Origin of the sequence: Paenibacillus xylanilyticus, from assembly GCF_009664365.1 — a bacterium.
Lineage (GTDB): Bacteria > Bacillota > Bacilli > Paenibacillales > Paenibacillaceae > Paenibacillus > Paenibacillus xylanilyticus_A.
Window position 1 is genome coordinate 2976021 of record NZ_CP044310.1, and the last position, 11851, is coordinate 2987871.

Annotated in this window: 10 protein-coding genes; 9 read left to right on the plus strand and 1 reads right to left on the minus strand. The window is 46.3% G+C overall.

The features are described 5' to 3' along the window. Nucleotides 1-192 precede the first annotated feature (192 nt). Nucleotides 193-1959, plus strand: coding sequence for a glycoside hydrolase family 2 protein (locus F4V51_RS13375; protein ID WP_153978342.1), 1767 nt, complete (start codon nt 193-195; stop codon nt 1957-1959). A 340-nt stretch (nt 1960-2299) separates the two neighbouring features. Here the strand turns inward: F4V51_RS13375 and F4V51_RS13380 are convergent, their stop codons facing one another. Beyond that, nucleotides 2300-2725, minus strand: coding sequence for a MaoC family dehydratase (locus F4V51_RS13380; RefSeq protein ID WP_153978343.1), 426 nt, complete (start codon nt 2723-2725; stop codon nt 2300-2302). A gap of 464 nt (nt 2726-3189) precedes the next feature. On the opposite strand from F4V51_RS13380, the gene F4V51_RS13385 reads away from it, so the two are divergent. The 8 genes from F4V51_RS13385 (at nt 3190) to F4V51_RS13420 (ending at nt 11760) form a co-directional block, all read left to right on the plus strand. Then, a complete protein-coding gene (locus F4V51_RS13385; RefSeq protein WP_153978344.1) occupies nt 3190-4068 on the plus strand; it encodes an AraC family transcriptional regulator in 879 nt (292 codons plus the stop codon). Nucleotides 4069-4155: 87 nt separating this feature from the next. Beyond that, the gene (locus F4V51_RS13390) at nt 4156-5430 is read left to right on the plus strand and encodes an ABC transporter substrate-binding protein (RefSeq protein ID WP_227780144.1); all 1275 of its coding nucleotides are present in this window, start codon (nt 4156-4158) and stop codon (nt 5428-5430) included. Nucleotides 5431-5479: 49 nt separating this feature from the next. Continuing rightward, complete coding sequence (locus F4V51_RS13395) at nt 5480-6370, plus strand: carbohydrate ABC transporter permease (protein ID WP_127535888.1); 891 nt, start codon at nt 5480-5482, stop codon at nt 6368-6370. A gap of 15 nt (nt 6371-6385) precedes the next feature. Continuing rightward, complete coding sequence (locus tag F4V51_RS13400) at nt 6386-7267, plus strand: carbohydrate ABC transporter permease (RefSeq protein WP_153978345.1); 882 nt, start codon at nt 6386-6388, stop codon at nt 7265-7267. 286 nt (nt 7268-7553) lie between these two features. Continuing rightward, nucleotides 7554-8477: a UDP-N-acetylmuramate dehydrogenase gene (murB, locus tag F4V51_RS13405; RefSeq protein ID WP_153978346.1), complete on the plus strand. Its 924-nt coding sequence runs from the start codon at nt 7554-7556 to the stop codon at nt 8475-8477. A 207-nt stretch (nt 8478-8684) separates the two neighbouring features. Beyond that, entirely contained in the window at nt 8685-9845 is a 1161-nt protein-coding gene (locus F4V51_RS13410; protein ID WP_153978347.1) for a type III polyketide synthase, read from the plus strand. Further along, nucleotides 9832-10554, plus strand: coding sequence for a methyltransferase domain-containing protein (locus tag F4V51_RS13415; RefSeq protein ID WP_153978348.1), 723 nt, complete (start codon nt 9832-9834; stop codon nt 10552-10554). Before F4V51_RS13410 ends, F4V51_RS13415 begins: the two co-directional genes overlap by 14 nt. A gap of 60 nt (nt 10555-10614) precedes the next feature. Continuing rightward, on the plus strand, nt 10615-11760 hold the full coding sequence (locus F4V51_RS13420) for an NAD(P)/FAD-dependent oxidoreductase (protein ID WP_153978349.1): 1146 nt from the start codon (nt 10615-10617) through the stop codon (nt 11758-11760). The last annotated feature ends 91 nt before the right edge of the window (nt 11761-11851 follow it).

Consider the following 11851-nt stretch of genomic DNA (forward strand, 5'->3'; position numbering starts at 1 on the left):
CAATGGTTATTAATGCAGTGGCTTCAGTACCTATCATTATTTTGTTTATCATTTTCGAGAAGCAGATTGTCAAGGGAATCAGCATGTCCGGAATTAAGGGGTAATGTGAGCAAGTCTGAATTTCATAAAACAATAAAACGGCTATGTCAGGCCAGCGAGCCCAATGTAGCTCAAGGAGAATGGAGAAACGATATGACAACCCAATTTTACAATAAGGATTATCCAAGACCACAGTTTGTACGTAAAGACTGGCTGAATTTGAATGGCGAATGGGATTTTAGTTTTGATGACCATCAGGTGGGTGAGAGTGAACATTGGTATGATCAAGCTGAATTTCCGGAAGGACTCAAAATTAAAGTTCCCTTTACCTATGAAACTCAGGCAAGCGGAATCGGAATCGAGACATTTCATCCACTGGTTTGGTATCGCAAACTGGTAACCATTCCTCAAGAGGTTAAGGGCAAGAGAACTATTCTTCATTTCCAAGGGGTGGATTATCGCGCCAAATGCTGGGTGAATGGAAGGGTTGCGGGTGAGCATGAGGGGGGATATGCAGCATTTTTCTTCGACATTACACCTTATCTTACTTACGGTTCGGAGAACAATATTGTTCTTGAAGTAGCGGACAGTCAGAGTGCAATGCAGCCGCGGGGGAAACAGCGCTGGGTCGATGAAAATTTTGAATGCTTTTATGTGCAAAGCACCGGAATTTGGAAGAGTGTCTGGCTGGAGCATGTGAGTGAAGCAAGGGTCGAAACGGTCAAGATGACGCCCGATATCGACCGTCATATGATTCGTTTGGACTTTCAATTGAATGGGATTGAAGGCAGGAACAACTTGCGTCTGGAAACAAGGATTGAGCTGAAGGGTCAGCATGTGCAAACCATCAGCCTGTCTCCGGATAGACCTTGGATGACGGTAGAGGCCAGTGTCAAACATGAGGCGGGCGGCCCGTGGAAACAGTCGTTGTGGTCTCCGGATTCACCAAACCTGTACGATATTGAGTTTGTTTTGTACGAAAATGAGAAGGAAATCGATCGGGTGCATTCCTATTTCGGCATGCGAAAAATATCGATTGAAAATGGGCAGGTTCTGCTGAATAATGCTCCGCTCTATCAACGACTTATTCTGGATCAGGGTTATTGGCCTGAAAGCCATTTGACTCCTCCATCGGTGGAAGCGCTGATCGAAGATATTGATAAAATTGCCGAGATGGGATATAACGGCATTCGCAAACATATGAAACTGGAAGATCCCCGCTTTTTATATTGGTGTGATGTAAAAGGGATGCTGGTTTGGTCGGAAATGGCGGCGACCTTTGAATTCAATGATGAAGCGGTTAGCCGTTTCACCAAGGAGTGGCTCGAGATTGTACCACAACAATATAATCATCCAAGCGTGATCACCTGGGTTCCGTTTAATGAATCATGGGGAATACCGACAATCGCTCATGAGGTGGCACAGCAGCAGTTTACGCAATCCATCTATCATCTGACCAAAGCCATTGATCCTTATCGTCCGGTCATTACCAATGACGGATGGGAGCATACGGTATCGGATATTTTGACCATCCATGATTATGTGGAGTCAGGAGATGTCTTTTTGGAACGTTATCAGGATAAGGACATGATTGTAACCAACAAGGTCTCCTCTAATCGATGGAAGTTTGCTTTTGCGGAAGGTTACGAGTATAAAGGACAGCCCATTATCATCAGTGAATTCGGGGGCATTGCCTTTCAATCGGATAAAGGCTGGGGCTATGGCAATCAGGTGGACTCCGTTGAAGCCTTTGTTGAACGTTTTCGTTCCATTACGGGAGCGATCAAGGCCATTCCTTATATCTCGGGCTACTGTTATACACAGGTCACGGATGTGCAGCAGGAGATTAATGGTCTGTTAACTGAAGACCGTCAGCCGAAAGTGCCGCTGGAAGTCATCCGCAAAATCAATCTCGCATAAAGGCTCAAGTATACATTACCGTTTCATGGGGATCAGGAGTGTAGATCACAATGTTACGTGAAGATTGCCCAAGGCCGCAATTTGTGCGACAGAACTGGATGAGTTTGAATGGGGAATGGGAATTTGAATTTACAAGCTGCTGAAGTTGGATTATTCAGTCTGGAACCAGGAGATAGGTATGGGGCGATGAGAAGGCTTTATGTGCACTAAGCTGTTGCATAAAAATGGTGAAGAAGAACCGACTCCGTACGGATTCGGTTCTTCTTCTGAAACCAAAAGTAGACCATTATAATTTGGATGCCACTCCCCAACATTTTGAATATTCCTTTTGCAAGGAAGCTTAATTATCAATCAATGCGCTTAATTCGGCCTGAAATACTTTTTGATGATTTTGATTATAGGTTGTGAGCAGTACGGTAACAATGCCATTGCCTCTTCGTCTGGGGAGCAGTTCAATCACTTCCGCAACTACGCTCAGCTCATCATCGGGAAATACAGGCTTGATAAACTGAATGTGATTCATCCCCGTACCTGCGACAACATTCTCTCCATATACGCCTACTTCAATCCACAGCTTGAAGGAGATGTTCATCGTCTGCATGCCGGAAGCAATCAGGCTGCCGAAACGTCCTTTTTTAGCCTTTTCCTCATCCAAATGCATGTACTGAGGATCATAGATCTTCGCAAACTCCATAATATCGCTCTTGGACAGTTTAATCGATTTGGTTTCGTAGCGCTGACCTACGACATATTCACTAAATTTCAATGCGGGCACCTCGTTCTTTTCGAATGTTTATTTAGATATCATTCATCATGTCGCCTATAGCAAATTTTTGGGGAGACTCTGTGTCAAAATGATGTTCAATTGAACATTTTGCCCAATATTAATGTGCCATAGTAACTTCAATTTGGTCAAATGTACCATAATGCATGGATAACCTTTACGCACTGAACACTTCTTCTATAATTAAAGAAAAAAAGAGCAGCAGGGGGAACAACCATGTTAACGATTGTTATGTTTGCATTGGCAATGGCAAAAGCACAAACCGTTAACATTTTCCTTTTTCTATAAATAAGGGATTGCCGAGGAGACATGCTTAGCCGTCCTATAGGGCGGCTCTTTTCATGTGTGAAATTAATTTTCCTGATCTGTTCGAAAGGAATCCTGCTCTTCATGCATAATATGATTACTAGGGCTTGGAAATTGGAAAATATGGAAAGGGTGATCTGATGGGAGTGCCAACGTTTCTTGAAACAGGTCATATGACAGAAGGGTTTCCGATCCGGGTAATTCACACGGGTGAACAGTTTAATTTTGCTGCACATTGGCATGAAGAGGTTGAATTGGTCGTTGTGAATGGAGAACGCGCGAGAATTGGAGTGAACAACGAGGTCTATGAGCTTGTACAAGGAGACGTTCTGCTGATTAAGCCGGGGGATGTGCACTGCTTTTTGCCAGGTACCGGGAATTTAACCATTATCCTGTTTCGGCTGGAGTGGGTGACGGGAAATGTGGCAGCAGATCCTGAATCCCATGACCTTCGCGAACTTTTTCATAAGACCACAATGATTCCGTCACTTATCTGTAATGAGAAGAATCTGGACCGATATATCAAGGCCATTTCCGAAGAGGAGAAGAGGCAGCAGCCGGGATACCGCTGGTTAATGGTAGCGAGATTGTACGATCTCATCGTCCACCTGCTTCGGACCAAGGAACCAACTACAGAGCCATGCGCTTCCAAAGAGACCTGTAACGGAGCCAAAAGATTCGAATTCCTTGAATCGGTCTGCGAATATCTGGAGGAACATTACGCGGAACCCGTGAAGCTGGATCATGTGGCTGAGCATATTAAATTCAGCAAATTTCATGTATGCAAGCTGTTTAAGGAGACTAAGGGAGTCACGTTGATGGAGTACCTGAACCACTTTCGTATTATCAAATCGGAATGGGCATTATTGTTCAGTCAGACCTCCATTTTGGATATCGCCATCGGGCATGGATTTAACAATGTGAATTCCTATAACCGACTGTTCAAAAAATATAATGGCTGTACACCTTCTGAATTCAGGAAGAAGCATCAGACCCATATCACAAAATATGAAGGATGATTCACAATATTTGAGGAGAAAGCCCTCTCCAAAATCACTATACTCGAATAAAATGTAAGCGTTTCCTTTTATCGAAGGAGGGGGCCCATGAAGACATTTAAGTTGAAGTATCTCTCCATCATTGCACTTGTAAGTGCAGTGATGATCGTATCCGGTTGTCAGTCCAAGGGAGAGCAGGCATCCAAGCAGGAAGAAATTACGGTGTGGAGTTTCACGGATGAAGCCGGTTATGCCATTGAGAAGTTCGAAGAAAAGTATCCTGACATCAAGGTGAATTTCGTCAATATCCCCGGAAACTTTTACATTACCAAATTAAAATCCGCCCTGCAGACCACGTCGAAAGCACCTGATGTATTTATGATTGAAAATGCAAACATCCGAGAACTGATTGATGTACCTTATCTGGAGAATCTGTCTTCATCCCCGTATAACGCGAATGAGCTGATTCCAGAACAATATCCATTTGTGCAGGCGAATGAAAAGGACAGTGAAGGCCATATTCGCGCCATTGGGTATCAAGGGACACCTGGGGGCATCTATTATCGCAGGGACCTGGCCAAAGAATATTTGGGAACGGACGACCCCGTGAAAGTGGGAGAGCAGATTGGTACATGGGAAGACATATTTGAGATTGGAGAGAGAGTGCAGCAGGAGAGCGGAAATAAAGTACATGCACTGGCAAACTGGAATGCCATATCCAACTCCTATGATGGAATCCCCTGGGTAAAGGATGGCAAGCTTGTCATTGATCCAACGTATATGGAGGTTCTGGACCTGGTGCGGGAAGCTCGTCAGCGCAAGGTGCTTGCGGAATATGAAGAAGGAAGTGCGGGGCATGCCGCTTCAATGCAAAAGGGGGAAGTGATGTTCTACCCTGGTGCAACCTGGGCTTTGCAATATACCTTCAAGGCGAATGCGCCGGACACCGAAGGGTTGTGGGGGCTAGCACCTGGTCCGTCTTCATTTAGCGCAGGAGGCACGTATATCGCGATGTACAGTCAGAGTGAAAAAAAGGATGCAGCTTGGAAGTTTATCGAGTTTTATAACTTTGACCATGATTTCCTGTCTGAGCTGGCGAAGGAACAGGATTATTTTACAAGCAACATGGTCGTAAATGACCAGCTGGCACCATCCGTAACTTCAGCTTATTTGGGAGGGCAGAAGCATTTCGAGTTTTTCTCCGAGGCAGCCAAACAGGTTCCGGTGTATGAGCGAACGAAGTATGACTCCATTATTAATAATGACATTTATAAAAATGTCCTTCAGTTGTATCTCAATAATGATATCCAGACCAAAGAAGAAGCGGTGAAGCGAATCAAACGCGATGTGAAATTGAGATTTCCTGAGCTGGAAGTGGATTAGCCGAGGAGAACGAAACCTTTTAATCATCCGATGACTGGAGGAACACATCATGTTTGCCAAATCGATCCGCAAAGACCACTATGGCTATTATTTTATCGCTCCGTTCTTTATCATTTTCGCTATTTTTGGACTCTATCCTATTCTTTATTCCCTATATATCAGTTTTACCAACTTTGATGGCATTACGACCCCTGAATTCGTTGGGATCGGGAACTATATTGCTGTTCTGCAAGATCCGCTGTTCTATAAGACGCTGTTCAACACCTTATTTATCTGGGGAGTATCTGTCGTCCCGCAGCTTACCGTCTCTCTTGTTCTTGCTTTTATCTTGAACGACAAGCTGCTTAAGGGAAGAGATTTCTTCAGAGCCGTATATTTTTTCCCGAATATCGTTACAGCAGCATCACTTGGATTGCTAGTCAGCCTGATCTTCGATTGGCAGTCTGGCGGTCTGAATCACTTCCTGGTGCAGATTGGGCTGATTGATGATCCGATCAACTGGAAGAATGATCCGTGGTTTATGAGACTCATTGTGTCAGCCATTCTGTTCTTTCAATATTTCGGATACTCAATGGTCATTTACCTTGCAGGGCTTCAGGGAATAGACCCGGCTCTACAGGAAGCGGCCCAGATGGATGGGGCGAAGAAGAAGCACATTTTCATTCATATTATCGTTCCAATGCTGCGACCGATCATTCTGTTTCAGATGATTACCTCCATTATTGGAGGCATTCAGATTTTCGACCAGCCGTTCACGCTCACGAATGGAAATGGTGGACCGGACCGTGCTGCCATGACCAGTATTATGTATCTTTATAATGTAGCATTCCAGAGCACACGCTTCGGTTACGGCGCAGCTATCGCCTTCTGTCTGTTCGTTATCATCATTCTCTTATCCGTTGTATCCTTCATCATGACCAGTCGGAAGAGTCGTTCATAGGGAGGAGGAAGTGCTATGCAAACCGCAAAATCGATTGAGCAACCGAATGCAGCCATCCAGCAATATGCCAGCACGAAGCAGCTTACGATTGGTAAAGTGATCATCTACTTGTTCCTAATTGGTCTGGCTGTGATCTGTATCATTCCGTTTTATCTGATGATTATCTATGCCACGCATAATAATGCGACCATTGCATCCACCTTTACTTTCCTTCCCGGACCATTCGTAGCGGATAATTACTTCAACATGGCCTCCAAAATCAACATTTGGCGCGGATTTGCGAACAGTCTTTTTATTGCCGGCACTTCGACAGTACTGTCACTGTATATCGGTTCATTAACCGCATATGGATTTGCCAAGTTCAAGTTTAAGGGACGTACCTGGCTGTTCATGTTTTTGCTGGCCACGATGATGGTGCCCGGGCAGCTGGCTCTGATCGGGATGTACCGGCTGTTCAGTACACTGGGGCTGTTGGACAGCTATGCGGCCATTATTTTACCAGCGGCAGCGAATGCTTTTAACGTATTTTTTATCAAACAATTTATGGAGAGCAGCATCCCTGACGAAATCATCGAATCGGCACGTGTCGACAGTGCAGGAGAGTTTCGGACATTCAATCAGATTGTGCTACCCATTCTGGGGCCTGCCATTTCGGCACTTGGCATATTTACGTTCATCGGCTCCTGGAACAATTTCCTCACACCGCTTGTTCTGTTCTTCTCATTGGATAAATACCCGCTTCCGGTCCTCGTTGCTCTGGTTCAGGGCTATTATGGTATGGATTATGGGTTGTTATATCTGGGAGTTGCGATTTCCATCCTGCCGATCATCATCGTCTTTGCGATCTTCTCCAGGCAGATTATTGGCAGCGTGGCGCTGGGAGCTGTGAAGGGATAGGTACCTTATATAGAAAGATTAACCTCTGGGCCAAGTGCCCTTTTTTTGTGCTTATATTTAAAAATGAAAAAAGGAAGACAGCAAGCATTGTGCTCACTCACTTGAAATGAGTTATAATGAGTAAGGCCAAAGCAACGCTTTACCAAGTCGCCATATGGCGGCTTTTTCCAGTCCTGCACCATCATTTTAAATAATTAATGATTAATTCGAATTAATTGCGACAAAATGGAGCTATTCAGAGTAAAATAACCTATACGATGCAATCAAGACAAGGTGGTAGAAAATCATGAATTCATATCAGTTATTAAGCAAAACCCTGTTTGACAACTTTCACGAAGACCGCATTCGATATTCCGAACCGATCCGAAATTATACGTACACGCGACTCGGCGGGGAAGCAGATATTCTCATATTCCCCGAGACTATAGATGAAGTAGCCAAAATTGTGAAGCTGGCGGTTCAGCATGATATCCCGCTGACTATATTGGGATACGGCTCCAACATGATTGTCAGAGATGGCGGCATCCGGGGGATTACCATGTCGCTGCAGAATCTGAATCAGGTCCTTGTGAATGGTCATACGATGACAGCACAGAGCGGTGCAGCCATTATTGATGTATCCCGGCAGGCGTTAGATGCAAGTCTTACCGGACTCGAGTTTGCCTGCGGCATTCCGGGCTCGGTAGGTGGTGCGCTCTATATGAATGCAGGAGCATACGGAGGACAGATGTCCGATGTGGTCGAGTCTGCCATTGTCGTAACAGAGGCAGGCGAAATTATCACGATGCAGAGCGAGGAGCTGCTGCTCGGTTATCGCAAGAGTGTATTTATGGGCAAAAGGGATATCATCATCGAGGTGAAGTTCCAGCTGCAGCCGGGAGATCCGGTAGAGATCAAGGCGAAGATGGATGAACTTACTTATGCCAGAGAGTCCAAGCAACCACTGGAATATGCCTCCTGCGGAAGTGTCTTTAAACGTCCTGAAGGCCACTTTGCGGGCAAATTGATTCAGGATTGCGGACTTCAGGGGACTCGCATCGGCGGTGCCGAAGTATCTCGCAAACATTCGGGCTTCATCGTGAATGTGGATAATGCTACAGCGCAGGATTACATCGATATGATTGCGCTCATTCAGGAGAAGGTGCGCAGCCAGTTCAATGTGAATTTGGAAACGGAAGTCGTCATCATTGGCGATGAATTGAATAAATAATTGGACGCAAGTCCACACTTTTTCGATAAGTCGCCTTCGGGCGGCTTCTTTTTTTACACTTTCCCGAAGAAGAGCAGCTGAATGGAGAATGTGGGTCAGCATAAACCATATACATAAATATAAAGGATACGACAGATTACAACGACGCTCTTAAGGGTAAATGTTGTTAATTAAAGGATGTCTCTCATCCACCATAGGAGGTTTAAAATGAATCAACCCTCGTATAACCATACGGATATCGCCATCCTGGGCATGGGGACTGCGCTGCCTGTTCATGAAGTTGCCCAGTCCGATATTGCTGAACTCATTGCCTCATCGCTTGAGGATCAACAGGATTTGGCCCGGTTTGCCAAAAGAGTGTTCAGGTCCTGCGGCGTAGAAACACGCTATACGGTTGAACCCAGTTATCTGGGGACACTTGAGGACTGTCGTTACATTCCTTCGGGGGACCATTCTCAGATTCCGTCCACGCAGGAACGAATGGATACATATAAACGGGAGGCTCTCCCGCTTGGGATGGAGGCTGCCCAGAGGGCATTGAAGGATGCGGGCATGTCTCCTGAACAGATTACACATATCATAACGGTCAGCTGCACGGGACAATATCTGCCTGGTCTGGATGTCATGCTTATTCGTGATTTGGGATTATCTCCCCGCGTAAACCGGTTACCGCTTATTTTTCAGGGCTGTGCAGCGGGATTAAAAGCCATACAGATGGCTCGGGATGTCGTCCAGGGAACGCCTGATGCCCAAGTGCTGGTCGTGTGCGTTGAACTCTGTACCCTGCATTTTCAACCGGTTAAGGAGAGAGGGGCGCTGTTTGCAGCCTCATTCTTCGGGGACGGGGCTTCTGCCTGTATCGTTGGAGCACCGGCATCCGAGCAGCGGCATTATCTCGCGCTTGGAACCGGATATTCAGTTCTGCTTCCTGATTCAACCGAGGATATGACATGGGAGGTAGGCAATCAAGGTTACGATCTGTACTTATCACCTCGCATCCCCAAACTGCTGGGTACGCACTTGGAGAACGAGCTCTATCAATTGCTCGGAAGCGACAGTTTACCCGAACTATGGGCCATTCATCCAGGCGGCCGGGGGATCGTTGACTCTGTCCAGGAAGTCATGAATTTAAGAGCAGAACAGACGATGTACAGCAGGGAAATTCTTAGAACCGTAGGTAACCTATCATCCAATACCATTTTATTTGTACTTCATGCCATGCGGGAGGATATGAAAGCCCGTAATGAATCTGTAACGGAGGGTGTGGCGATGGCTTTTGGACCTGGGCTGATCGCGGAGCTCATGAAATTTACGTACGTTCCGTCCTATACGCCTGCGCTGAAGGAGAAGGATCATGTCCTTCTTTAGAAACTTGTCGATCCGGGCGAAGGAAGATGAATTGATGGATGATTTCTCCATGGGCGGGGAAGAATTGCGTGAAGCACTGCAGCACTTACGTCGTCTCAATAAAATATTTGCCGCTCCTGGTCCTACTCTTGATGGTGTGGAGAAATTATGGATATCTGTCGGTAGACCTCTTAAGCTGAGCATTATGGATGTAGGAGCAGGCTCAGGAGACGTGAATCAGAAGCTGCTTCAGTGGGCGAAGCAGAAGGGGATTGACCTCACGATTACATTGGTCGATCTGACCGAGGAAGCTTGCGAAGAGGCAAGACTGCTCTTTCAAAATGAACCAAGGGTCAAAGTACAGCGTGCCGATGTCATGAAACTGTCGGATGCATCGGCAGATATCGTTACAGGATCGCAGTTTGTACATCATTTTGACGGACAGCTGCTGCTGGATATCGTTTCACATATGCTGCGTGTCTCCAGATATGGTGTTGTGATTAACGATATCCACCGCCACCCGGTATCTTATACTGCGGTCTGGCTGACAACCCGGATGATCTCGCGTAATCGTTATATCCGGCATGACGGTCCGCTGTCTGTTGCCAAGGGCTTCACGGCAAAGGATTGGCAGGAGTTAAAACAGCAATTGAACCATGACACCATGACCTATGAATGGAAGCCGCTGTTTCGCTACTCTGTCGTGATACCGAATCATCAGGCAGGTTAATGAAAGTGGCGTGTATCGTCACGGCTGCTCAAAATTCAATGTAAAGGCAGGTGATACTAGGTGTCCGAATCAATAGATGTCATAGTTATCGGTGCTGGAATCGCTGGCAGTTCGTGCGCCCTGCAGCTGGTCAGACAGGGTCATCGTACGCTTCTGTTGGATCGACAGTCATTTCCCAGACACAAAACCTGCGGCGAATTCATGTCACCGGAGACCAAAGAAATGCTGGAGTATCTAAATATTCAGCTTCAGGAAGTGAAGCCCAGCACGATGGATCATGCACAGATCATTATGCCTCAGGGTGGTCAGATTGAAGCCCCCTTGCCAGGACCCGCTTATGGTATCAGTCGACATGAACTGGATCGCCTTCTCCACAAGCAAGCTAAAGCTGCGGGGGTGGAGATAATAACAAAAGCGACCATCGTTGGTATTCAGCTGCTTGAAGATGAATGTTACGAGGTGCAGGTCAAACAAGGGAATGAACGGTTAAGCTATAGAACGAAGGCTGTCATCGGAGCGTATGGAACGAAAAAGCCGCGAGGAATGACGTCTCCGCCTGAAACTCGGGATGATACTGTATACGTTGGGCTAAAGTCTCATTACAGTGGACTTGATATGCCTGCTAGAGTTGAACTTTATTTCTGTGAGGGAGGATACGTCGGCATTTCACCGATCGAGAATGGCTATGCGAATGTTGCAGCCTTATTAACGCTGGATACGGTGCAGGGAAGCGGCAAGTCTGTAACCGATATCCTGCAGGCCGCCTCGGAAACGAATGGAAGGCTCGCAGCAAGACTGGCAGCTGGAAAGCCTGTTCAGGGAACTCAGGTTTCCATCGCTCCACTTCACTTGTCGAACATGCCTGAGCCTTGGTCTCAGTTCCCGCAGATTGGAGATGCGATGCTGATGATTCCTCCCCTGTGCGGTGATGGCATGTCCATTGCGCTGCGATCTTCCATCCTGTGTGCAGAGTGGACCCACCGTTACTTGCAAAAGGACATCGGATTTGCGGAGTGGAAGGAAGGATACACAAAAGACGCGAGTGAGGAATTTACAGAGCTGCTTCGGCGTGCACGCAGAATTCAGAAGCTGGCTTTTGCCAAAACTAATAAATATTATCCCGCGCTCGCACGCGTTTTTCCTGGTTTGGCAGCATATCTGATCAAGGCTACAAGGTTATCAGAAATGAATGCAGCTCGCGGATAATGTGGGAAAACGAGCATATTGGTAGATCTGTAAGAGGCGGCGTATGTCGACCTCTTTTTTTATTGTTTTTGATGAATTTGAAGCAGACCAT

Bases quoted from the DNA above. Each gene is read 5' to 3' on its own strand.
- F4V51_RS13375 (WP_153978342.1), top strand. From the start codon at position 193: ATGACAACCCAATTTTACAATAAGGATTATCCAAGACCACAGTTTGTA.
- F4V51_RS13385 (WP_153978344.1), top strand. From the start codon at position 3,190: ATGGGAGTGCCAACGTTTCTTGAAACAGGTCATATGACAGAAGGGTTT.
- F4V51_RS13390 (WP_227780144.1), top strand. From the start codon at position 4,156: ATGAAGACATTTAAGTTGAAGTATCTCTCCATCATTGCACTTGTAAGT.
- F4V51_RS13395 (WP_127535888.1), top strand. From the start codon at position 5,480: ATGTTTGCCAAATCGATCCGCAAAGACCACTATGGCTATTATTTTATC.
- F4V51_RS13400 (WP_153978345.1), top strand. From the start codon at position 6,386: ATGCAAACCGCAAAATCGATTGAGCAACCGAATGCAGCCATCCAGCAA.
- murB (WP_153978346.1), top strand. From the start codon at position 7,554: ATGAATTCATATCAGTTATTAAGCAAAACCCTGTTTGACAACTTTCAC.
- F4V51_RS13410 (WP_153978347.1), top strand. From the start codon at position 8,685: ATGAATCAACCCTCGTATAACCATACGGATATCGCCATCCTGGGCATG.
- F4V51_RS13415 (WP_153978348.1), top strand. From the start codon at position 9,832: ATGTCCTTCTTTAGAAACTTGTCGATCCGGGCGAAGGAAGATGAATTG.